Source organism: Aequorivita lipolytica (assembly GCF_007997135.1).
Taxonomy (GTDB): Bacteria; Bacteroidota; Bacteroidia; order Flavobacteriales; family Flavobacteriaceae; genus Aequorivita; species Aequorivita lipolytica.
Map to the genome: position 1 here is coordinate 193,510 of NZ_VORU01000003.1, position 21,840 is coordinate 215,349.

General features: G+C 38.2%; 23 protein-coding genes. 14 read left to right on the forward strand and 9 right to left on the reverse strand.

Annotated features, from left to right (window positions below; translation table 11 throughout):
- Window positions 1-24: 24 nt before the first annotated feature.
- The 9 genes from ESV24_RS05545 (at window position 25) to ESV24_RS05585 (ending at window position 7,509) form a co-directional block, all read left to right on the forward strand.
- Window positions 25-1,359: an SLC5/6 family protein gene (locus ESV24_RS05545; protein ID WP_111814607.1), complete on the forward strand. Its 1,335-nt coding sequence runs from the start codon at window positions 25-27 to the stop codon at window positions 1,357-1,359.
- Window positions 1,344-2,171, forward strand: a complete 828-nt coding sequence (locus tag ESV24_RS05550; RefSeq protein ID WP_111814953.1) for a metallophosphoesterase family protein — start codon at window positions 1,344-1,346, stop codon at window positions 2,169-2,171. The genes ESV24_RS05545 and ESV24_RS05550 overlap by 16 nt, the downstream gene beginning before the upstream one ends.
- A gap of 8 nt (window positions 2,172-2,179) precedes the next feature.
- On the forward strand, window positions 2,180-2,680 hold the full coding sequence (locus ESV24_RS05555; protein ID WP_111814606.1) for a rhodanese-like domain-containing protein: 501 nt from the start codon (window positions 2,180-2,182) through the stop codon (window positions 2,678-2,680).
- Between the two features lie 59 nt (window positions 2,681-2,739).
- Window positions 2,740-3,432, forward strand: a complete 693-nt coding sequence (locus ESV24_RS05560; protein WP_111814604.1) for a TIGR04282 family arsenosugar biosynthesis glycosyltransferase — start codon at window positions 2,740-2,742, stop codon at window positions 3,430-3,432.
- Between the two features lie 132 nt (window positions 3,433-3,564).
- Complete coding sequence (locus tag ESV24_RS05565; RefSeq protein WP_394364088.1) at window positions 3,565-4,383, forward strand: purine-nucleoside phosphorylase; 819 nt, start codon at window positions 3,565-3,567, stop codon at window positions 4,381-4,383.
- 30 nt (window positions 4,384-4,413) lie between these two features.
- The gene (locus tag ESV24_RS05570) at window positions 4,414-5,298 is read left to right on the forward strand and encodes a sterol desaturase family protein (RefSeq protein ID WP_111814602.1); all 885 of its coding nucleotides are present in this window, start codon (window positions 4,414-4,416) and stop codon (window positions 5,296-5,298) included.
- Window positions 5,299-5,338: 40 nt separating this feature from the next.
- Window positions 5,339-6,142, forward strand: coding sequence for a DUF547 domain-containing protein (locus ESV24_RS05575; protein WP_111814600.1), 804 nt, complete (start codon window positions 5,339-5,341; stop codon window positions 6,140-6,142).
- Between the two features lie 74 nt (window positions 6,143-6,216).
- The gene (locus tag ESV24_RS05580) at window positions 6,217-6,990 is read left to right on the forward strand and encodes a TIGR04283 family arsenosugar biosynthesis glycosyltransferase (protein ID WP_111814598.1); all 774 of its coding nucleotides are present in this window, start codon (window positions 6,217-6,219) and stop codon (window positions 6,988-6,990) included.
- Between the two features lie 84 nt (window positions 6,991-7,074).
- Complete coding sequence (locus ESV24_RS05585; RefSeq protein ID WP_111814596.1) at window positions 7,075-7,509, forward strand: hemerythrin domain-containing protein; 435 nt, start codon at window positions 7,075-7,077, stop codon at window positions 7,507-7,509.
- Window positions 7,510-7,521: 12 nt separating this feature from the next.
- On the opposite strand, the gene ESV24_RS05590 is transcribed toward ESV24_RS05585, so the two are convergent.
- Complete coding sequence (locus ESV24_RS05590) at window positions 7,522-8,451, reverse strand: glycoside hydrolase family 113 (protein ID WP_235003979.1); 930 nt, start codon at window positions 8,449-8,451, stop codon at window positions 7,522-7,524.
- Window positions 8,452-8,708: 257 nt separating this feature from the next.
- Here ESV24_RS05590 and ESV24_RS05595 point away from each other — a divergent pair, with 257 nt between their 5' ends.
- From ESV24_RS05595 to ESV24_RS05615, 5 genes are all read left to right on the forward strand, one after another.
- Complete coding sequence (locus ESV24_RS05595) at window positions 8,709-10,010, forward strand: NAD(P)/FAD-dependent oxidoreductase (RefSeq protein WP_111814592.1); 1,302 nt, start codon at window positions 8,709-8,711, stop codon at window positions 10,008-10,010.
- A gap of 3 nt (window positions 10,011-10,013) precedes the next feature.
- Window positions 10,014-11,600, forward strand: coding sequence for a 4Fe-4S binding protein (locus ESV24_RS05600; protein WP_111814591.1), 1,587 nt, complete (start codon window positions 10,014-10,016; stop codon window positions 11,598-11,600).
- A gap of 116 nt (window positions 11,601-11,716) precedes the next feature.
- Window positions 11,717-12,412, forward strand: a complete 696-nt coding sequence (locus tag ESV24_RS05605) for a glycosyltransferase family 2 protein (protein WP_111814589.1) — start codon at window positions 11,717-11,719, stop codon at window positions 12,410-12,412.
- Window positions 12,409-13,899, forward strand: coding sequence for a cellulose synthase family protein (locus tag ESV24_RS05610; RefSeq protein ID WP_111814588.1), 1,491 nt, complete (start codon window positions 12,409-12,411; stop codon window positions 13,897-13,899). Before ESV24_RS05605 ends, ESV24_RS05610 begins: the two co-directional genes overlap by 4 nt.
- A gap of 178 nt (window positions 13,900-14,077) precedes the next feature.
- Window positions 14,078-14,680 carry an FMN-binding negative transcriptional regulator gene (locus ESV24_RS05615; RefSeq protein ID WP_111814586.1) on the forward strand — a complete coding sequence of 201 codons (603 nt, stop codon included), beginning with the start codon at window positions 14,078-14,080 and terminating at the stop codon, window positions 14,678-14,680.
- A gap of 79 nt (window positions 14,681-14,759) precedes the next feature.
- Here the strand turns inward: ESV24_RS05615 and ESV24_RS05620 are convergent, their stop codons facing one another.
- The 8 genes from ESV24_RS05620 to ESV24_RS05655 all read right to left on the reverse strand — a co-directional run bounded on the left by ESV24_RS05620 (window position 14,760) and on the right by ESV24_RS05655 (window position 21,805).
- On the reverse strand, window positions 14,760-16,121 hold the full coding sequence (locus ESV24_RS05620) for a UDP-N-acetylmuramate--L-alanine ligase (protein WP_111814584.1): 1,362 nt from the start codon (window positions 16,119-16,121) through the stop codon (window positions 14,760-14,762).
- A 63-nt stretch (window positions 16,122-16,184) separates the two neighbouring features.
- The gene (locus ESV24_RS05625; protein ID WP_317046785.1) at window positions 16,185-17,159 is read right to left on the reverse strand and encodes a tetratricopeptide repeat protein; all 975 of its coding nucleotides are present in this window, start codon (window positions 17,157-17,159) and stop codon (window positions 16,185-16,187) included.
- 163 nt (window positions 17,160-17,322) lie between these two features.
- Entirely contained in the window at window positions 17,323-17,844 is a 522-nt protein-coding gene (locus tag ESV24_RS05630) for a DUF4136 domain-containing protein (protein ID WP_111814582.1), read from the reverse strand.
- 55 nt (window positions 17,845-17,899) lie between these two features.
- Complete coding sequence (locus ESV24_RS05635) at window positions 17,900-19,039, reverse strand: T9SS type A sorting domain-containing protein (RefSeq protein ID WP_111814580.1); 1,140 nt, start codon at window positions 19,037-19,039, stop codon at window positions 17,900-17,902.
- A gap of 165 nt (window positions 19,040-19,204) precedes the next feature.
- The gene (gene obgE, locus ESV24_RS05640) at window positions 19,205-20,203 is read right to left on the reverse strand and encodes a GTPase ObgE (RefSeq protein ID WP_111814578.1); all 999 of its coding nucleotides are present in this window, start codon (window positions 20,201-20,203) and stop codon (window positions 19,205-19,207) included.
- A 104-nt stretch (window positions 20,204-20,307) separates the two neighbouring features.
- The gene (locus ESV24_RS05645) at window positions 20,308-20,880 is read right to left on the reverse strand and encodes an adenylate kinase (protein WP_111814576.1); all 573 of its coding nucleotides are present in this window, start codon (window positions 20,878-20,880) and stop codon (window positions 20,308-20,310) included.
- A 111-nt stretch (window positions 20,881-20,991) separates the two neighbouring features.
- Window positions 20,992-21,306: a hypothetical protein gene (locus tag ESV24_RS05650; RefSeq protein WP_111814574.1), complete on the reverse strand. Its 315-nt coding sequence runs from the start codon at window positions 21,304-21,306 to the stop codon at window positions 20,992-20,994.
- Between the two features lie 4 nt (window positions 21,307-21,310).
- A complete protein-coding gene (locus ESV24_RS05655; protein ID WP_111814572.1) occupies window positions 21,311-21,805 on the reverse strand; it encodes a hypothetical protein in 495 nt (164 codons plus the stop codon).
- Window positions 21,806-21,840 lie beyond the last annotated feature (35 nt).

The following is a 21,840-nucleotide window of genomic DNA, read 5'->3' on the forward strand; positions in this document are numbered from 1 at the left end:
GGGGAGGACTTTTAAACAAAATTTATGAACGTAGAAATTTGGCAATGGGCATTGATAATCGTATCGAGTTTGATACTGTTTTTCCTTTCCCCATTAGCTAAAACCACTGATCAATTTTTTAAGGCCACGCACCGCAAAAAAGCGCCCAATGCGTTTATGCTCACGGGAAGCCTCATTATTTCGTGGATTTTTGCGAAAAGCATTACTAACGCCGCAAATCTCGGCCTCAATTTCGGGATTGTGGGCGGCGTTGCTTATGCCGGATATTATTTGTCCTTTGCCGTGGCGGGGATTATTATTTATTTCCTGAGAAAAGATGGCGGGTTTACAAGCATCCACCACTTTTTAACGAGCCGTTTCGGAAAAGGCGCAATGCGGATTTTTTCTGTTTTAATCGCAATCCGTTTGTTCAACGAAGTTTGGAGCAACACGATGGTAATTGGCACCTATTTTGGCGAACAGGGAAGCTCTGCCTCTTATTGGTCTATTATGGTTTTTACGGCATTGACTTTGGCTTATGCAATGAAAGGTGGCTTGAGCAGTTCCATTTTTACCGATGTAATTCAAATGGGTCTATTTGCCATTTTGCTTTGTATTATTCTTTGGAAAATATTTTCTGTGGAAGATTTCACAGTTGCAGAAGTTGCTAGTTCAGGAACTTGGAGTTTTGGATTGGGACTCAATCTATTTTTCGCAGCAATCATTCAATCATTTAGTTACCCTTTTCACGACCCAGTTTTGACGGATCGTGCTTTTTTAAGTTCGCCTAAAACTACACTGAAAAGTTTTTTATGGGCTACTTTATTAGGCGGTTTGTGTATCGTACTTTTTAGTGTAATCGGTATTTATGCAAAAATGCAAGGAATGGAAGGACAGGCGGCGGTTGAAGTTGGCAAAGCATTTGGCGTGATTATACTTTTGGTTATAAATTTCATTATGATCACCTCCGCTGCTTCCACTTTGGACTCAACTTTTTCTTCATTTTCAAAATTGCTTGCGGTAGATCTAAAGTTGGGAAAAAACTTAAGTTTCGGACGATTATCAATGGCAATTATTGCAATATTGGGAACCATTCCAGTATTTTTGAATGCCGAAATCCTTTCCGCTACAACTATATCTGGAACGATGGTAATTGGACTTACCCCCGTATTTTTATTTTGGAAAATGAAAGCTCCTAAAGTGAGTTTTTACGTAAGTGTACTGATGGGAATTGTTTTCGGCTTTATTTTGGTTTTTGAAATTTTTCCAAAGCAACTCATTTTCACCGAAGGCAAATACGCCGATTTGCTTTGGGTAAACATTTGGGGAATTGGCAGTTGTATACTTTTATATTTAATACCAACTTGGATAAAAAAATAGAACATATAAAAAATCTGAAAGGAAAGATGCTTCTTTTTGGGGGCGTGTACAGCAATCTGCAAGCCTTGGAAAAGCTGAAAAGCATTGCCGAAGAGGAAAATATTTCCCCGGAAAATTGCATTTGCACGGGCGATATTGTGGGCTATTGCGCACAGCCCGAAGAAACGGTTCAGCTTTTTAAACTTTGGGGTGTCAAAAGCATTGTTGGAAATGTGGAAATTCAGCTCCGTGAAGGCGCTGAGGATTGCGGTTGCGATTTTAGAGCTGGCGGAAGGTGCGACGGATTTTCGCAAATGTGGTATCCATTCGCGCAAAGCAAACTTTCAAAAAGTTCGTTGGATTTTATGAAAACGTTGCCCGATCATCTTCAATTTGAATATGCTGGAAAGAAGGTTACAGTTGTGCACGGCTCCTATTTTAATGTTTCGGAATTTATTTTTAAATCGACTCCGTGGGAAATTAAAGCTGAAAATTTTAAAGCTACCAAAAGTGACGTAATTATAGCGGGCCACTGCGGCTTGCCATTTCATCACATTAAAGAGAATAAAACGTGGTTAAACCCAGGAGTTATAGGGATGCCAGCAAACGACGGCACCCCGCAGGTCTGGTACATGATTTTGAATGATTTAAAAAACAAACTGAGTTTTAAACATCACAGGATGGATTACAACTTCGCGTTGACGAGCAAACTGATGCAAAACGAATTGTTGCCACAGGAATATGCGAGAACGATAATCACCGGAATTTGGGACAATACCGAAATTCTTCCGCCCGTAGAAAGCGGTTGGCAGGGTTTTGGCGTTGTATTGTAAATAATATTATGAAACAAAAAACAATCTTCATTCTTCTATTCTTAATCGCAGCAAACAGCTCCGCCCAAAAAGACTTGGCTGATTTGTTGCAAACCTACAACACACATAGCATTCCCTATATTTCTGTCGAAGAATTGCGCATGTTGCAGATGAATGATTCTGTAGTAATTTTGGACGCACGCGAGCCGAACGAATTCGTCGTAAGCCATATTGCTTCGGCCAAAAACGTTGGCTTCAACGATTTTTCTTCCGAAGAAAAAGAGCTTAAAAAATTACAGAAAAACGCACCGATAATTATTTATTGCTCTTTGGGAATCCGTTCCGAACAAATTGGCGAAAAGCTAAAAAAAGCTGGATTTACTAACATTAAAAATTTATACGGTGGTATATTTGAATGGAAAAACAAGAATTATCCCGTGATTGATTCCACAGGAATTGAAACCGAAAATGTACATACATTTTCGAAAATGTGGAGCAGGTATTTGCACGCAGGGAATCCTGTTTATTAAAACCAATGATGGTGTACGCGCGCGATTAATCGCGCGCCTACCGAATACCGATTATAAAAATGGCATTATTAACTTCAAAAGACACTACCGGCGACAAAGAAATGGCTTTCGATTTTCATTTTCCCACTTCAAAAAAAGCATTGATTATTTTTACGCGAAATCCTGAATTGGGAAAGGTAAAAACCCGTTTGGCAAAATCGGTTGGGGATGAAAGTGCATTGAAAATCTATAAATTTCTGCTTAAGCATACTGTTGAAATTACAGAAAACTTAAACGTAGATAAATATGTTTTTTATTCAGAAAACATTCATCGCGACGATATTTGGAATCCAGATATTTTCAGAAAAAAAATACAAACTGGTCTAGATTTGGGGGAACGGATGAAAAACGCTTTCTCCGAAGTTTTAGAAATGGGCTATGAAAAAGTGATGATTGTAGGTAGCGATATTTATGAACTGAAGCAAAAAGATATAGAAAAAGCCTTCGGAATTTTGGATACAGGCCAATTTGTAATTGGCCCAGCAACCGACGGCGGCTATTATCTTTTGGGAATGAAAGAATTGAATTCAGAAATTTTCAAAAATAAAAATTGGGGCACTAGCACGGTTTTGGAAGCTACTTTGAAAGATTTAAAAAACCAAAAATACATACTTCTGGAAGAACGAAATGACATAGATTATTTTGAAGACCTCAAAAATATTGATGCTTTTCAGCAATTTCTGCCGCCTTATTTAGACAATAACTTTTTATGAATAGGACATAAGAGTTAGAGCTAAATATTATTAATCATAAAAGTCAATTTTAAATTATTTCAGTCTTATGTCTTAAGTCCTTTCGTCCTACGTCTGGTTATAGTAGAAGATTATCATAAAAATGAACAAAATATGAGCATTACAAAATATATTGAACAAGCCGCAGACTATTTAAAACAGCGCGGTTTTGAAAATCCAGAAGTTGGAATTATTCTGGGTACCGGTCTCGGAAAACTAATTGAAAACTTGGAAGTTGAAGCCGAGATTAGCTACAACCATATTCCAAATTTCCCTACAGCTACAGTAGAATTCCACAAGGGAAAACTTATTTACGGCTCTTTGGAAGGAAAAAAGGTAGTTGTAATGCAAGGCCGTTTTCACGTTTATGAAGGCTATTCGTTAAGCGATGTTACCTTTCCCGTTCGCGTTATGCACTTACTGGGAATAAAGCATTTGTTGGTGAGCAATGCATCTGGAGCAATCAACCTCAATTTCAAAAAAGGAGAAATAATGCTTATTGACGACCATATCAATCTTCAAGGTGATTCGCCATTAGCTTTCCGCGGTGTTGAAAAAATGGGTGAGCGTTTTGTAGATATGAGTGCGCCCTATAACGCCGAAATGAACAAAAAAATGGAGCAGATTGCTTCCGCAAATAATATAAAATTACACAAAGGTGTTTACGCAAGTGTGGTTGGCCCACAATTGGAAACCCGCGCTGAATACCGTTATTTAAAAATTATTGGCGCAGATGCAGTCGGGATGAGCACGGTGCCAGAAGTTATCGTTGCTAACCACTTAGGAATACCCGTTTCAGCCGTTTCGGTTTTGACTGATGAATGTGATCCAGACAATTTGGAACCTGTGAATATTGAAGAAATAATAGCAATGGCGGCAAAGGCAGAACCAGATATGATTACTCTATTTACCGAGTTAATTAAGCAATTGTAAACTTTAGCAATTTATTGCGACCAAAAAACCTTGGAAAAATACTTAGAAATATTCAAAAACTCCTACCATGGCTACTTTAATTATCTGTGGACAGAAATGACTCGTTTCCATTGGGAAAATTATTTCTATGGATTAATACTTGTTTCTTTGGTAGTCTGGGGTTTAGAGCTTTTATTTCCGTGGCGAAAGAAGCAAAATGTTTTCAGAAAAGATTTTTGGCTAGATACATTTTATATGTTCTTCAACTTTTTTCTTTTGAATTTGATCGTGCTTATTTTCCTGTCAAATGCAACGGCAGAGTTGTTTAATGATATTTTAGGCTTTGCTGGATTAAAGCTCTCAGCTTTTCAGCTTTTAGATTTGGATGCACTACCTTTTGGTTTCGGACTTCTAATTTTCTTTTTGATAACAGATTTTGTACAATGGAATACGCATCGGTTACTTCACTACTCTCCCTTTCTTTGGAATTTTCACAAATTACACCATTCCGTAAAAGAGATGGGCTTTGCTGCACACCTGCGTTATCACTGGATGGAACCTGTGGTTTATAAATCTCTGCTGTACATTCCACTAGCGATTATTGGTGGTTTTAATGTAGAATCAGTAGCGATTGTCCATTTTTCCGCACTTGCTATTGGACATTTAAATCATGCAAACTTGGGATGGGATTACGGTTTTTTAAAATATATTTTTAACAACCCAAAAATGCACATTTGGCACCACGCTAAAGTTTTACCAAAAAATGCCCAACACGGTGTTAATTTTGGAATTAGTTTAAGCCTTTGGGACTACCTTTTCAGAACCGATCATATTCCGCACGATGGCAGGGACGTTGAGCTGGGCTTTAATGGTGATGAAAAATTTCCTGTAAAGTTCACCTCACAAATGCTTTATCCCGTTAAAACCAAAAACTGATATTGCTCGTATATAAAACCGAACAAAAATCTCGAAAATAATGAAAACATTAATCAATTTCACAACATTAATAATGGCTGCACTTATAATGCAGAGTTGTAATTTACTTTCCGCTGCAGGGGTTAGCAGCCAAGGACAACCTACTAAAGAAGTGAAATCAGATCTTACTTCAACAACTGCAAATTCTGCCATAAATGTGGACCACTCACAATGGGACAAATTGCTGAAAAAACACGTGAATAATGAAGGTCTGGTCGATTATAAAGGATTCAAAAACGACAAAGCAAAACTGGACGATTATCTAAAGATGCTTTCTGAAAAAAATCCTACTGACGATTGGAGCGTACAGGAATTGTTAGCCTATTACATAAACCTTTACAATGCTGCAACGGTAGAATTAATCGTGGAAAATTATCCCCTTAAAAGTATAAAAGATATTGATGGCGCCTGGACCAAAGGCCGCGTCTCCGTGGGAAGCAAAGAATTGTCTTTAGGCGGAATTGAAAACGGAATTCTTCGGAAAATGAACGAATCTAGAATCCACTTCGCTATAAACTGTGCTTCTATTTCCTGCCCAAAGCTTTTGAATGAAGCTTTTACAGCGGGTAAAATAAACGAGCAATTAGATCGCGTTACAAAAGAATTTGTCAATAGTGATAAGAACGATATTTCTGCCAGCAATCCTAAACTGTCCTCGGTTTTTGATTGGTACCAGAAAGATTTTACGGTAAATGGAAAAAAAGACGTTATCGGTTACATTAACGAATACGCTAAGACCAAGATAAATGCTGGTGCAAGCTTGGCCTATAAAAATTATAATTGGAACTTGAACGAACAGAAATAGTTTTCTGTTTTGAAAATAATCAAACCTCACAGACTATTAAATCCTGTGAGGTTTAACTTTTGTAAATTTACCGCATGCTATCCATCATCATCCCGGTTTTGAATGAAGCCGAAACTATAAAAAAATTATTGACCTTTCTTTCAGAAAACATTTCTGCAAAAAATGAAATAGAAATTATTACCGTGGATGGCGGAAGCAATGACGGAACGCAGCAAATAATTAAAGAGTTTATCGAGTCCATTAACCCTTCGGCTACGCTCAGGATGACATTGGAAAATTCAGAAAAAGGTCGCGCCAAGCAAATGAATAAAGGTGCTACTGAAGCATCTGGCGAAATTCTATACTTTCTACACGCAGATTCTTTTCCTCCCAAAAATTTCGATAAATATATTATTTCCGAAATTGAAAAAGGAAATCCTGCTGGTTGCTTCCGAATGAAATTTGACAGCAACCATTGGTGGCTGCAACTTGCGGGATGGTTTACTAAATTTAGCTGGCGTGCCTGCCGCGGTGGCGACCAAAGTCAATTTATCACCAAAGATCTCTTCGAAGAAATTGGAGGTTTTGATGAAAAATATATTATTTACGAAGATAATATTTTAATCAACGAGCTTTACGAACGGAACAAATTTGTAGTAATACAGCAATGGATTACAACTTCTGCAAGGCTTTATAAGCAAGAAGGCGTTTGGAAGTTGCAGTACCATTTTTGGGCAATTTATGTAAAACGTTGGCTGGGAGCTGATGCGGAGCAACTCTACAATTATTATTTGAAAAACATAAAACTAGCCAACTCCACAAAATTTTCAGAACAAAAAATTTCTCAACAAGTAGCTGAAAAGCAATAACGCCACGAAATTTCATTTTTCAAATTCGCTTCTTTCCAAAATTTTTAGGATATTGTAAGAGAAACCATTGTAAAAGACAAAACCATGAACATTTTTGAAGCCATTAGAAAAGACCACGACAAACAACGCGAACTATGCCGTTTGGCAACCTCCACTTCGGGAGATTCAAAGGGCAGAAAAGAAATGTGGGAAAAATTGAAACACGAGTTGCAAATCCACGCAGATGCAGAGGAACGCACTTTCTATTCGCCATTGATCCATAACGACATGATGCAAGAGCACGCCCGCCACGGAATTGCCGAACATCACGAAATGGACGAATTAATTGAAAAAGTGAGCGAGACAGATATGGACTCGCCAGCTTGGCTTGTGTATGCAAAACAGTTGTGCGAAAAGGTTGAACATCATTTAGACGAAGAAGAACACACCTTTTTTCAACTGGCGGGTAAGGTATTTTCTGAAACGCAAAAAACAGCCATTGCCAAGGATTACTTGGAAGAAATGAAAAAGCACAGATAATCCAGAACTAGTTTATTTATTAAACTTTGTATAATACTTTGCCACAGTAACTTCCGCAGGTTTGTTTTGTGGGGTAAATTGATTGTTGGTTTCGCCTCCCACTTTTTCGTGCGCAATAAACCATTTCCAAAGAAAACCACCTGCAAACCAATTTTCTTTCCATAAAGATTGGTACAAACCTTCCAATAGATTTATCTGTGCTTCTGCGTTTGTAGAAGTCATTTCTCTATCACTTTTCCAAGGTTCTTTCCCGCTAAAGTCAACATTGCGATAACCATATTCAGCGAAAAGGATTTTTTTATTTTTCTTTTCTGAAAACATTTTTAAATCCTCTTTCCATCGCTCCCAACCTGCTCTTGTTTCGGCAATAGTCGGCGTTTTGCTGTCAGAAATTGGAAAGTATGCATCCACGCCAATATAATCCAAGGCATCCCAAAAAGGCACACGTTTGTATTCGTCCCAATTGGCAGCATAGGTTAATTTTCCATTGTAAACCTTTTTCACTTCAGCAATCAAATCTCGCCAATACTCTGGACGATGTTCTATAAATTTTTCTAGTTCGGTGCCAATACACAATATTTCTACACTTTCTTCTTCAGCAACTTTTGCAAAACCCAAAATAAATTCTTGGTATGAATTTTCAAGTTGGAGCCAATCTTCTTCCGAAGCCATTTTTACCAAACCTGTAAACTCTCCATTCCAAACCCAAATTTGGGGTTTCATCATTACATTCATTTCGTTCTTGTGAAGCAGCTTTATATTCTGCCGAACGCCTGTAGCAGTTTCGCCAAACCATTGCCGCTCTTGGTTGTATATTACTTCGGGATGGTTTAGACTTTTAATAAAGCCGAAAGGCATCACAGTAGCATAATTGGCGTGGATTTCTTTTAAGGGAGCAATGTTTTTCTGCAAAAGAGAATCGGGAGCTGCAACTAGACTCACTCCGTTTATTTTGGAAATCGAAGCTTGCTGGATTGTCTTTTCTTTGAAAGAATCCTTCTTTTGGGCACATCCGGCAACAACGAAAAAAAGACAAAAACAAAACACGACGCGGGAAAGTAAAACCATTTTTGAAATAAATTATGGTTGAATTTAGCCCTTTATTTAGAATTTATAGAAATATTAATAGCCGTTTTGAATCTGCCGAAGTTGTAATTGCGTAAATTTATAAACGACTGAAAATTCAATCATCAAAAAATATGGAGCACATCGTCATTATAGGCAACGGTATTGCCGGTATAACCGCCGCACGGCACATCCGTAAACTTTCTGATAAAAAGATAACTATAATTTCCGCAGAAACAGATCACTTTTTTTCACGTACCGCCTTAATGTATGTTTATATGGGCCATATGCGCTGGAGAGATATTGAACCTTATGAACCTTGGTTTTGGGAAAAGAACAGACTGGAACTTAAAAAAGCTTTCGTTGAAACGGTCGACACAGCTAACAAAACACTCCATTTTAAAGATGGCGGAACAATTGACTACGATAAACTGATTATTGCTACAGGCTCGGTTACAAACACATTTGGATGGGAAGGCTTGAAATTAAACGGCGTACAAGGTTTGGTGACAAAACAAGATTTAGAAACCCTCGAAAAAAATGCCCCGAACAATAAAGAATGTCCGCGAGCGGTAATAATTGGCGGAGGATTGATTGGTGTTGAAATGGCCGAAATGCTCCGAACCCGAAACATTGAAGTAACAATGCTCGTTCGCGAAGATGCTTTTTGGGCCGGCGTACTTCCAAAGCCAGATGCTGAAATGATTTCACGGCATATACTTTCGCACGGAGTAGACCTTCGCCCTAATACGGAACTTGAGAAAATTTTAGGTGATGACAAAGGCAATGTAAAAGCAATTATTACAAAAGACGGCGAAGAAATACCTTGCTGTGTGGTTGGGATAACTACTGGCGTAAAACCACAAATTTCATTTCTGAAAAACTCAGAAATTGAAACTGACAAAGGTATTTTAGTAAACCGAATGCTAGAAACCAACATTAAAAATGTTTATGCCATTGGCGATTGTGCACAGCAACGCGAACCCATCGGCAACCGCCCATCCGTAGAAGCTGTTTGGTACACAGGCAGAATAATGGGCGAAGCATTGGCGCAAACCATTTGCGAAAAACCGTTTGAATATAATCCAGGAAACTGGTTTAACAGCGCCAAGTTTTTTGATATTGAATACCAAACCTATGGTTGGGTTTTTTCAGAAAGCAGAAAAAAGGATTACGAAGCGCAATTTCATTGGAAATGCAATAGCGATCTGCGTTGCGTGACTATTTCATATAATAAAAACACCAATGAATTTTTGGGAATAAACACTTTCGGAATACGAATGAGGCACGAAGTTTTTGATAAGTGGCTAAATGAAAAAAGAAGTCTGGAGTACGTAATCCAAAACCTAAAACAAGCCAATTTTGATCCCGAGTTTTATAAAAAGTATGAAAAGGAAATTCAGTCCAAATTTTTAAATCAAACCGTAAACGCCTAGTCTATGAGTAACTTCCAAAGAAATATGTCGCTTACTGGCGAGCCGCCAAAAACTATTAATACCCAACAAAAAATCGCTTCAGCAATTGGATTAATTGGTTTGGCGTTGCTTTTTTTGGCACTCTTCAATCTCGATTTTCCCAACAAAACCTTGTGGTTAAGCGTTTCATTGGGAATGATAGCTGCGGGGACTATTTGGTTTTCAATTGCGGCCTACGCTAATAAACACGAAGGAATTAAAAACGATGGAATCTATTTTAAATCGCTAACCTCCCGCGGGTTTTGGGCTTGGATTTTGGGTATATTACTCACCCTTTTTTATATGGTGCTGTATTGGTTTCCGCAGTATTTGGGGTTGGTGCAAGATGGAGATAATAAAGGTCTTGTTGCTCTTTTTGATCCGTTAAGCAAATTATTGAATGGCGGCCCAGCAAGCCAATGGTTTTTATATGGCACGCTCTATACGATGGCAATTTTGGCTTTTGGGGTGAAATTTCTTCTGAAATACCGTAACAACAATTACGAAAAGCTAAGAACGTTTTCTGTCATGTTTTTTCAACTTGGCTTTGCCTTTTTGATTCCTGAATTAATGCTGCGTTTAAACAGTGCATCATTTTCACTTCCCTACTACGACTTAAAAAATATCTGGCCACTTAATTATTACAATTTTGAACAATACCGTGTGGACGAATTTGTTTCTGCAGGAGATATTGGTTTGGGACTTCTAATTTTTGGAATCGCATCCATCTTTATAATTACCCCAATTTTAACTTATAAGTATGGCAAACGTTGGTACTGTTCTTGGGTTTGCGGTTGTGGCGGTTTGGCGGAAACTGCCGGAGATCCTTTTCGCCATTTGAGCGATAAAAGACAAGTAGCCTGGAAAGTAGAACGCTGGGTAATCCACAGCGTACTGGTTTTTGTGGTTTTGATGACCACAGCAGTTGTGCATTCCTATTTAGGGGATGACAGTTCAAAATATTGGTTGACGAAAGATGTTTTTCTTATAAGTGTAGCATCACTTTTAACACTTGTTTTTTTAGGAGTTTGGATTTTTAAAAGGGAAGAATTGCAAAAAGATGCCCGAATAGGTTCCATTGCTTATTTCGTTATTATAATTGCATTAATTGCGCTTCATTTCACCACTGGTAAAACCCTTTTCCTTTTTGATGCTGAAATCTTGCGTCAATCTTACGGCTTTCTCATTGGCGCAATTTTTAGTGGTGTAATTGGCGTTGGCTTCTACCCTATTTTTGGCAGTCGTGTTTGGTGTCGTTTTGGATGTCCAATGGCAGCAATACTTGGATTTCAGCAGCGTTTGTTTTCAAAATTTAGAATTACTACCAACGGCGGACAGTGCATTAGCTGCGGTAATTGCTCAACCTATTGCGAAATGGGTATAGACGTGCGCGCCTACGCGCAAAAAGGCGAAAACATTGTGCGTTCCAGTTGTGTGGGCTGTGGAATTTGTGCTGCCGTTTGCCCGCGTGGCGTTTTGAATCTTGAAAATGGTCCACTCGAAAAACGCATCAACAGCAATGAAATTCTGCTTGGAAACGATGTGGATTTAATGAATTATGTAAATAAGTAATTAGCATTCAGTCGCAGTTGGCAGCATCAAAAATGTTAGGTTTGGAAATTGTTTCCGTCCAACGGTTTGTCATATATTTTTCTGAAATTCGCAGTCCATAAATCCTCAAGCTCTTAATGCCAAAAAATATTAAAGTAATCATTCCTGCGTATAACGAAGAAGCCTCAATTGGGAAAGTGATTGCCGAAATTCCCGATATTGTTTCAGAAATAATTGTGGTAAATAACAATTCTACAGATACTACTGCGATCGTAGCAAAAGAAGCGGGTGCAACCGTGCTTTTTGAGCCAAATCCCGGTTACGGAAATGCTTGTTTGAAAGGGATGAAATACATTTCAGAAGAAAAAATAAAACCAGAAATTGTAGTTTTTCTAGATGGTGATTATAGTGATTACCCTTCAGAATTAACAAAAATTATTGCTCCAATTCTTGAAGACAATATCGATTTTGTAGTTGGTGCCAGAGTGAAACATTTACGTGAAAACGGCTCGATGACTTTTCCGCAGCGATTTGGCAACGGATTAGCAACAAAGCTAATGGCGCTTTTTTTTAATTCAAAATTTACAGATCTTGGGCCTTTTCGTGCAATTAAATATGAAAAATTGCTCGCCCTAAATATGGAGGACAAAACCTATGGTTGGACTGTAGAGATGCAACTTAAAGCATTAAAAAAGAAATATACATACGCAGAAGTACCCGTGAAATACAAAAACCGCATTGGCGTTTCAAAAGTTTCGGGTACAATAAAAGGTGCTATCTTTGCGGGCGTAAAAATCCTAAGCTGGATTTTTAAATACAGTTTCAAAAAATGATTCTTGAATTCATAATCATTGCCATTTACTCCATTGCCCTGCTCCTCATCTTTATGTATGCCTTGGCGCAATTAAACCTACTTTTCAACTATTTAAAAGCTAGAAAAAACCACAGCACTTCCCCTACTTTCGATTTTTCAAAAGAAGAAGAAGTTCCTTACGTAACTATCCAACTCCCAGTTTATAATGAGCTTTATGTTATGGAACGCCTGTTGGACAATATTTCCGAAATGGACTATCCGAAGGATAAACTGGAAATACAAGTACTTGACGATAGTACCGATGAATCTTTTGAAGAAACCGCTAAGCACATTCAAGAACTTCAAAAAACAGGTCTAGACATTCAACATGTAACGCGTAAAAACCGCGAGGGTTTTAAGGCTGGGGCATTAAAAGAAGGTCTGAAAACTGCCAAAGGAGAATATATTGCAATCTTTGATGCAGATTTTCTTCCGAAGAAAAACTGGTTGAAAAATACAATTCCATATTTTAAAGATCCCGAAATAGGCGTTGTTCAAACCCGTTGGGGGCATTTAAATAGGGATTATTCCATTCTCACCCGTGTTCAGGCTTTTGCGCTGGATGCGCATTTCACTTTAGAACAAGTAGGCCGAAACAGTAAGGGACATTTTATAAATTTCAACGGCACGGCTGGCGTTTGGCGAAAAGACTGCATTCTGGATGCAGGCAATTGGGAAGGCGATACGCTCACCGAAGATTTAGACCTCAGCTATCGAGCCCAACTAAAAAACTGGAAATTCAAATATTTGGAAGAAGTTGAAACTCCTGCAGAACTTCCCGTGGTTATAAGTGCAGCACGTTCGCAACAATTTAGATGGAACAAAGGTGGCGCAGAGAATTTTCAAAAAATGGCTTGGCGTGTTTTTAAAAGTCCTGATATTTCCTTCAAAACTAAAATACACAGCTTCTTACATTTGCTGAACAGCACTATGTTTTTGAACATTTTTATAGTTGCTATTTTAAGTATTCCGATGCTTTATATCAAAAATGAATACGAGCATTTGAAGCTATATTTTTATGTGATGAGCTTTTTCATAATGAGCACCATTATCTTCTTTATCTGCTATTGGTTCACTTACAAAGCCATTTACGGCGGTGGGTTTAAGCACTTTTTAAAATATAGCGGTATGTTTTTTACATTTTTTTCAGTAGCAATGGGTTTTTCACTACATAATTCCATTGCGGTTTTGGAGGGACATTTCGGGAAGAAAAGTGAATTTATCCGTACCCCAAAATTCAACATTGGAGCACTGAAAGACGGTTGGAAAGGCAATAAATACCTAACCAAAAACATATCCCCAAACGTAATTTTTGAAGGTGTGCTGATGCTTTATTTCGCTTTCGGGATGTACAGTGCTTTTGTGGTAGGCGACCAAGGTGGCGATTTTGGACTATTTCCTTTCCACCTAATGCTTTTCTTGGGGTTTGGGTTTGTGTTTTTTAAATCACTGACTTCCAAAGCTTAAATTTTTTTCTTTACATTTAAACTCTGCTAACTTGAGTGGAGTTCACTTGGAAATTGTGGCTTCGATACATTTTGAAAACAAGAAGATTTGGCAGAATATTTTTAATTCTTAATTAGTTTTCAAAACACTCAGCCACCTTTTAAGTTCAACAATTTAAAATCGTAAATCTAAAATCAAAATGTATCCACCGCCGCACCACCAATCGCACGATATTGAAAATATGATTTCAGTAATCAATCATTTTCCTTTGGGAATGTTGGTTACTGCGAAGGCTGGAAAACCATTTGTGACGCACATTCCTTTTATTTACAACGAAATCACCAAAAGACTAGTTGCGCACTTAGACCGAAGCAATCCACAACTGGAAACTTTAACTGAGAACGCCGAAGTTACTGTAGTTTTTAAAGGGCCGGATACTTATATTTCACCAAGCATTTATACTACACCACAATTACCAACGTGGAATTATATAATCGTTCACATTACAGGAAATATTAAACTTATAAATGATAATGAAACGGCCAAGCAAACAATGGTTGTTATGACGGAATTTTTGGAAGGTAAGGATCAAAAGTTCATATTGAAACAGGATGATTCAAGAATGGAACGCTTTGTAAATTACATACAAGCTTTTGAAATTGAAATCACTAATTGGGAAGGTAAGTTTAAGCTTTCGCAGGATAAAAACGCAGCGGATTTTGAAAACGCAAAACATGAATTGATTAAAAATTCTGGGAAGGATGTTTCGGGATTTATTGAGGAAATTTACAAAATGAAGTAAGACTCTTAGACATAGGACTTAAGAGAGTTACAACTAAAAGTCTTGCGTCTTGCGTCTTGCGTCTTATAGCGAAGCGGTCTTACGTCTTTCCCAGATACCCCTTCACCTCCTCAAAATCCAACCCACCATAATTACCGCTACTCATCAAGAGCAAGCAAGTATTATCGTAATCCTGCGAAAAAAGATAGGTTTTAAAATCGGCGGGATTTGTGAAAACTACCAAATCATGGCGATCAAAGGCTTCTTCAATTTGCTCCCCTTTTATTGCTTCTAATTGTTTTATGAACACTGCGTGTGGTGAGTAGAAAACTACGGCACTATCTGCCGCATCCAGTGTTCCTTTGTATTCTTTTATAAATTCTGGGTTTAGGCTACTGTAAGTGTGTAGCTCCAAACAGGCTATCAGTTTTCTATTGGGATACTGGCTTTTTACGGCTTGCGTAGTTGCTTTTACTTTACTTGGGGAATGAGCATAATCTTTATAAGCTACAGCAGTTTTTGTTTCGGCAATTTTTTCAAGTCGTTTGCTGGCGCCTTTAAATGTTGCGATTGCTTCGTAAAAGTCTTCAGCGTCCACGCCCATCAATTGGCAAATCCAACGGGCGCCTTCAAGATTGTTTAAATTGTGTTTTCCAAAAATTTCCACAGGCATCGGGCCTTCGGGAGTTTCCAAAAGAGTGGTTCCATCCTCAACCGAATATTCGGGGGTTTGATATGGGTATTTTTTTATGTGATTTGTAGAATTTTCCACAACTCGTTTTACCTCAGCATCCTCTTCGTTGTAAATAATTGCGCCACCGTTCGTGATTTCGTTCAGAAATATTTCAAACTGCTCCACGTAGTTTTCATAGGTCGGGAAAACATTTATGTGGTCCCAAGCTATGCCGCTCAACAAAGCAATGTTCGGTTTATAAAGGTGAAATTTAGGCCTGCGATCAATTGGCGAGGAAAGATACTCATCACCTTCAATTACCATGAAATCACTTTCTTCAGTAATTTTTACCATCGTATCAAAACCTTCCAATTGGGCACCGACCATATAATCCACATTTTTTCCGTTGTAATTCATAACGTGAAGAATCATGGATGTAATTGTGGTCTTTCCGTGCGAACCGCCAATGACTACACGGGTTTTGTTTTTGGACTGCTCATATAGAAATTCGGGATAACTGTAAATTTTCAGATCGAGTTCCTTTGCTTTTAGAAGTTCAGGATTGTCTGCTTTGGCGTGCATTCCGAGGATCACGGCATCGATTTCAGAAGTTAATTTTTCGGGGAACCAGCCTTCTTTTTCGGGCAACAAACCTTTGTTTTTCAGTCTGTTTCTAGATGGCTCAAAAACCTCGTCGTCGCTTCCAGTTACGGTATCTCCTTTTTGATGTAATGCCAATGCAAGATTGTGCATCGCGCTGCCGCCAATGGCTATAAAGTGGATTCTCATATTTTAGTAGAAGATTTATGAGTTTAAAAGTTTAGATGTAAAGATACTTTTTCTAATTATGAATTATAATGCCAGAATGAGGGATTTTTCCTTTTGAGCTTCTTTGAAATCTGCTTCACCCAATAAAGCTTTATTTATCCAAGTAAGGGCGATTTCCTTTTTTCCCAGGTTTTTGTATATCTGCGCCAATCGGTAATATGCCCAATCTTTAGGCACGCCGTCTTTTATGGAATAGTTGGCTAAATACTGGCTTAGGCATTCAATCCCGTATTCTGGTTCAAGATTGTATTGCGCTGATATTTTACCTATTTGGTAATTAAGTTGATTGCGTTTATGCTTTTTTAAGGATTGTGAAGTTGTTTCAATAGCCTCCTTTGGCTGCTTGTTTTTTTCGTAAAGGTTAGAGAGTTTTTCATAGGTATGTGGCGAGCCACCTATCTCAATTGCCTTTTTGTAAAATCGTTCTGCATCTTTAGGTCTGTCAGAATATTCAGCAATATAGCCGTTGGCAAGGTAGCCATCAACTTTAGATATCTTTCCCAATTCGTAAGCATAGGCTATTGCCTTATTTTCGCTTCCACCAATAATTCCGGGCAGCTGAATGTAAAATTCCACCAAAGCCCAACGTGTTTCTATATGTCTTGAATCTAATGCAGCAGCGCGTTCTAAGTGATGCTTTATATCGCTAATATAGCTAACTGCCCTAATTCGACTAACCGAAAGGGCTTTCATTCCTAAGGCGCCACCATATTTAAAATGATAATTGGCATTATCTGCTTCAGACTTTACAAGACTTTCGTAATAGGCAATAGCTGTGTCCCAATCTTTCCCGTAACCCGCAATATCACCCAAATACTCACGGGTTTTTTTGTCTTTGGGATATTGCTTCAGAAAACTTTCAAAAATTGGTTTCGCCTTGCTGAAGTCTTCCTGCTCAAAATAATCCTCCGCTTGTTGATAGTTGTATTGGGCAACTGCAAACAAAGGAAGCAGATAAAAAAGGAGGGTTATTTTTCTGAATAAAATAATATTGTTCAAGATTTAAAATTCAAAGTTCAAGGTTCGACACTTCGACTGCTCAGTGCAGACCCGCTCAGGGGGACAAATTTATGATTAAATTAAAAGAACTTACTGCTGCGTAGTAAAATGGTTGTTGATTATTTTCAACATTCGTGCACGCGATAAATCGCGAGCCTACTGGCTACTCAACTTTCGGTGGATATTTCGCCAATATTCTCTGAATTACCGAAACATAGTACGCTTCCTTCTGCTGGGGTGCTGCACGTTCTTTCATTTCGCCCTCGGCAACGGCTTGCCATACCAAGTCGTCTTTTTCAACGTCTATAAAATCTATTGTCAAACGTTGGTTGAGCACATTTCCGCCAATAGGAATTCCGCCACTAACGCCTACTCCAACGTTGCCACCGCCACCGCCAACACCAATACCAATGGTATTTCGTGAACGTGAAACACTCTCACGCGCATAAAAGTTAATATATATTTGTGGTGTCTCGCTCTTCACAAAACCGCGTTGCTGCAATAAGCTGTCCGTAATTTGCATAATACGGCTATCGTCAAGTTGGTTTAGGCCAGAGTCTATAGTAGGAAAATAATTATAGGAATTGTATTTTGAAAAATCTACTTGTTTGTCATAATCTACGGCCACTGTTGCGCCGCAAGAAACAAGGAGAATAGAGAGTACTAAAATTGAGAGGAATTTCATTGTATTTTTCTTTTCCTAAAAATACGCAAAAAAGCTTCCTTTAGTTTTGGGTTTGTTATTCTTTAACAATTTTCTTTATTACGCTCCCTTTGTCAGTAACCACTTCTACAAAATAGATGCCTGCGGAAAGGGTTTCGAGGTTGATTTGTTTTTCTGAAGTTTCAAGAATTAGTCTGCCTAATGTTGAATAAACTATTGCCTTCTCAAATATAATTGAATTTGAAGTATTTATTTGAAGGGTTGAAGAAACTAGATTGGGAAATATTGAAAGACTTTGTGATAAATCCTCTCCGGTTATGGAAAGTTGGCATTGGGCTTCTACTTCGGGAACTGAATTGCAACCTTGGGCATTATCATTTATTTGTACACCGGGATAATTTAAATTCTGGCAAATAAAATCAATATCGCAAACCGATAAGTTCGGATTATCTTCTATAAGATAACCATCTTCAGCAATGGATTGAGGATCTAAATTTTCCAATTTATCTATTGATTGTAGATTATCATTGCCTTTTATAATAAGAGTTCCTTCTATACTTTCTAATGCTTCAAGTCCATTGAGATTCTGTAAATTACGACTATAGGATATTCTAAAACCACCATATATATTTACAAGTCCACTTAGCCCGCTCAAATCTTCTAAGGCGTAATTATTAGTAAGCTCCATACTTCCACTTATGTGAGAAAGATTTTCCAAGCCTGAAAGTGATATGAGCGAAAAATTATACGAAATTTGCAAACCCCAACCACCAGGAATACTGTCCCCAATAGAAGTTAGTGAATCAAAACCCGAAAGGTTTTGAAGAGAACTATTACCGTGAAAGAATAATCCACTACCGACTGTTTCCAGACTAGATAACCCTTGAGCATTCTGTAAAAAATCATTTTCTGCAATAGTGAACCTATAACCAATAGACTCGAGATTCTCTAAACCATTAAAATTTTCAATATTTGTTTCGTTAATGTTAAAATTTCCATTAATAATTTCTATTTGAGATAAACCTTCAAGATTAAAAATATCATTAAGCGAACCATTAATTAAAATAGTGTCAAATTCAGTACATCCTGAATAGGTCGTGGCAAATTCATCAATTTCTGCCTGTGATTGTAAAACAAGTGGACCATTTGTCGGACACTGCCCAAAACCAACAAAAGAAACCAAAAACAAAACGAGAAAGAGTAGTCCTTTTTTCATACCAATTAATTTTTTGGCAAGTAATAAGAAATAAAGAACTTATGAAAGTTTTTTTAAGAAATCTTTAAGAAAAGATAAATGATCTCCCCGAGCGCAGTCGGTTATTGGTTAGCAGAACTATAATTAAACAGGAGGTCTCGACTGCGCACGACCGGACATTTAATTTTAATTCAGCATTTTCCAAAGTTTATCTTTCAACTCCGTCAGCCCCTGTTGCGCCACGGAAGAAATAAACATATAAGGAATGTCCTTAAACTGCTTGTCAAGAATCTTTTTCATTTCAGCTTTTAGCTCATCGTCCAGCATATCGCTTTTGCTGATGGCAACCAAACGTTCTTTATCCAAAAGCTGTGGATTGTAACGACGCAATTCATCTACCAATATTTCATACTGCTCCTTAATATCCGGCGCATCTGCGGGAACCAAGAACAACAAAGTAGAATTACGCTCAATATGGCGAAGAAAACGATGCCCAATTCCTTTACCCTCTGCGGCGCCTTCAATAATTCCAGGGATATCAGCCACCACAAAAGTTTTGAAATCGCGGTATTCCACTATGCCCAAATTCGGTTTTAAAGTGGTGAATTCGTAATTGGCAATTTTCGGTTTGGCTGCGGTAATAACTGAAAGTAAAGTGGATTTTCCTGCATTCGGGAAACCTACCAAACCTACATCGGCTAGTATTTTTAGTTCAAGAATAATATCTGACTCAAGTCCTTCCTCACCTGGCTGCGAATAGCGTGGAGTTTGGTTGGTGGCCGTTTTAAAGTGCGCATTACCCAAGCCACCGCGACCGCCTTTTGCAACTACCTTTTCCTCGCCATCCTCGGTAAGTTCAAAAAGTATTTCCTCAGTTTCCTTATCGCGGACCACCGTGCCTAGTGGCACTTCAATATAAACATCGGCGCCTTCGGCACCGGTGCTGGTTTGTTTACTACCGTGTGAGCCGGGTTCAGCTTTAAAGTGTCTTTTGAATTTTAAATGGTAGAGCGTCCAAAGATTTTTGTTCGCTTTTATAATCACGTGCCCTCCACGGCCACCATCACCCCCATCTGGCCCACCTTTGGGAATATACTTTTCCCGCCTCATGTGCTTGCTACCCTGTCCTCCCTTTCCGGAAGTAACATGAACCTTTACGTAATCTACAAAATTGCCTTCAGTCATATAAATAATAAATGTAAAATGATAATTGTAAAAGTAAAAAGTCTTGAAATATTAGCTTCTTACACTTTAAAATTTACTGTTTTACATTTTTCGGTTTTTAATTTTTACAATTTATCAATCACGTCACTCAATCGTTCCGTGATTTCCTCAATACTCCCCACCCCATCAACACCGTGATATTTGTTCTGTTTTTGATAATATTTTTTCAGAATAGCGGTTTCGTTATAATATACTTTTATTCTATTTCTTATAATGCTTTCCTCTGCGTCATCGGCTCTTCCGCTTGTTTTTCCTCTTTCCAGAAGTCGCTTCACTAAAACCTCATCGTCCACTTCCAACGCAACCATTGCAGCAATATTTGTGTCTTTATCATCCATTAAATGCCCCAATGCTTCTGCCTGTGCTTCCGTTCTTGGGAAACCATCAAATATAAATCCATTGGCGCCGCTGTTCTTGTCTAACTCGTTGCTGAGCATATCGATAGTGATTTCATCCGGAACCAATTTCCCTTTTGCCATAAAGGACTTGGCAAGGTTGCCGAGTTGAGTTTCGTTTTTGATATTATATCTAAAAACATCACCCGTGGAAATATGTACTAGGTTGTATTTTTCTTTCAAAAAATTAGCTTGCGTGCCTTTTCCCGCACCGGGAGGGCCAAAGAGAATTATATTTGTCATGATTGTGGTTTAATAAAATAAAAAACGAAGGTGCAAATTTACGAAATTATAATTCGGGATTCGTTAATTTGGGAAATGGGATTTATCGATTTGGAATTTGTTATTTGTTATTTAAATTACAACCCCAACCGCTTTGTAAAGAAAAGTTACCAAGGCATTCCAAAGTTTTTCCAGCGTTACCATCAAAATACCTTTTAGCGTATTTACGAAATTGAGCGTCATAGCTTCCAAACCGTCGAGAAAAAACTCGCGAAGATCTTCGTCAATATCGCCATTGGCTATACCTTTTTGAATAATTGCTGTTTGTTTGGCGATGGCCTCTACTTGGCGCTCGCTAAACCCGCGTATTGTAGAAATATCTTTTTCTAACACATCTGAAGCAATGTCTTTTATATCAGTAATAATTTTTGCTACATTTTCGCTCATAACTTTACCTTTTTAAGAAACTTTCATACGTTATTGCCTGGTCTAAAAAGATTTCAACTTGTCCTTTAAAAGCTTGTAGCGCCAAGGGTTTTATGCCGTTCTCACTGTCAGTTTGCTTCATTTTACTAAAGGTTGCCGCTATCTGCTCAAAGGCAAAAGCGCTGGGATACTCGCCGGTAATAGCACTGCTACCCTTAGATTGAAGAAGTGCGTTTATCTTTTCTAAAGCAGCACTATTGGGAAGAGGACGTGCTCTGGCCTGCAGCTTCAAAGACTCAAACGCACCTATTAATTTATTGTAGGTGGGTTGGCGCATGAAAAAACTCTCACTCTCGGTCCCGCCATCAAGCTCCGCGAAAAAACGCATAGCCAGATTGCTACTTTCAGTTACCCTTTCAACAATAGCTTGATCATAAGCGGGTGCCAACGTAGCTTCGCAAGCTGTAAAAAGAGCGATGCTGAAAAATGCTAAAAATGATAAATACAGTTTGGGTTTCATAGTGCTGTGACATTCAAGAAGCACTAAATTAATGA

Bases quoted from the DNA above. Each gene is read 5' to 3' on its own strand.
- ESV24_RS05545 (WP_111814607.1), top strand. From the start codon at position 25: ATGAACGTAGAAATTTGGCAATGGGCATTGATAATCGTATCGAGTTTG.
- ESV24_RS05610 (WP_111814588.1), top strand. From the start codon at position 12,409: ATGATTCTTGAATTCATAATCATTGCCATTTACTCCATTGCCCTGCTC.
- ESV24_RS05565 (WP_394364088.1), top strand. From the start codon at position 3,565: ATGAGCATTACAAAATATATTGAACAAGCCGCAGACTATTTAAAACAG.
- obgE (WP_111814578.1), bottom strand. From the start codon at position 20,203: ATGACTGAAGGCAATTTTGTAGATTACGTAAAGGTTCATGTTACTTCC.
- ESV24_RS05635 (WP_111814580.1), bottom strand. From the start codon at position 19,039: ATGAAAAAAGGACTACTCTTTCTCGTTTTGTTTTTGGTTTCTTTTGTT.
- ESV24_RS05650 (WP_111814574.1), bottom strand. From the start codon at position 21,306: ATGAGCGAAAATGTAGCAAAAATTATTACTGATATAAAAGACATTGCT.
- ESV24_RS05595 (WP_111814592.1), top strand. From the start codon at position 8,709: ATGGAGCACATCGTCATTATAGGCAACGGTATTGCCGGTATAACCGCC.
- ESV24_RS05580 (WP_111814598.1), top strand. From the start codon at position 6,217: ATGCTATCCATCATCATCCCGGTTTTGAATGAAGCCGAAACTATAAAA.
- ESV24_RS05630 (WP_111814582.1), bottom strand. From the start codon at position 17,844: ATGAAATTCCTCTCAATTTTAGTACTCTCTATTCTCCTTGTTTCTTGC.
- ESV24_RS05555 (WP_111814606.1), top strand. From the start codon at position 2,180: ATGAAACAAAAAACAATCTTCATTCTTCTATTCTTAATCGCAGCAAAC.
- ESV24_RS05600 (WP_111814591.1), top strand. From the start codon at position 10,014: ATGAGTAACTTCCAAAGAAATATGTCGCTTACTGGCGAGCCGCCAAAA.
- ESV24_RS05615 (WP_111814586.1), top strand. From the start codon at position 14,078: ATGTATCCACCGCCGCACCACCAATCGCACGATATTGAAAATATGATT.
- ESV24_RS05655 (WP_111814572.1), bottom strand. From the start codon at position 21,805: ATGAAACCCAAACTGTATTTATCATTTTTAGCATTTTTCAGCATCGCT.
- ESV24_RS05620 (WP_111814584.1), bottom strand. From the start codon at position 16,121: ATGAGAATCCACTTTATAGCCATTGGCGGCAGCGCGATGCACAATCTT.
- ESV24_RS05575 (WP_111814600.1), top strand. From the start codon at position 5,339: ATGAAAACATTAATCAATTTCACAACATTAATAATGGCTGCACTTATA.
- ESV24_RS05560 (WP_111814604.1), top strand. From the start codon at position 2,740: ATGGCATTATTAACTTCAAAAGACACTACCGGCGACAAAGAAATGGCT.
- ESV24_RS05585 (WP_111814596.1), top strand. From the start codon at position 7,075: ATGAACATTTTTGAAGCCATTAGAAAAGACCACGACAAACAACGCGAA.
- ESV24_RS05645 (WP_111814576.1), bottom strand. From the start codon at position 20,880: ATGACAAATATAATTCTCTTTGGCCCTCCCGGTGCGGGAAAAGGCACG.
- ESV24_RS05605 (WP_111814589.1), top strand. From the start codon at position 11,717: ATGCCAAAAAATATTAAAGTAATCATTCCTGCGTATAACGAAGAAGCC.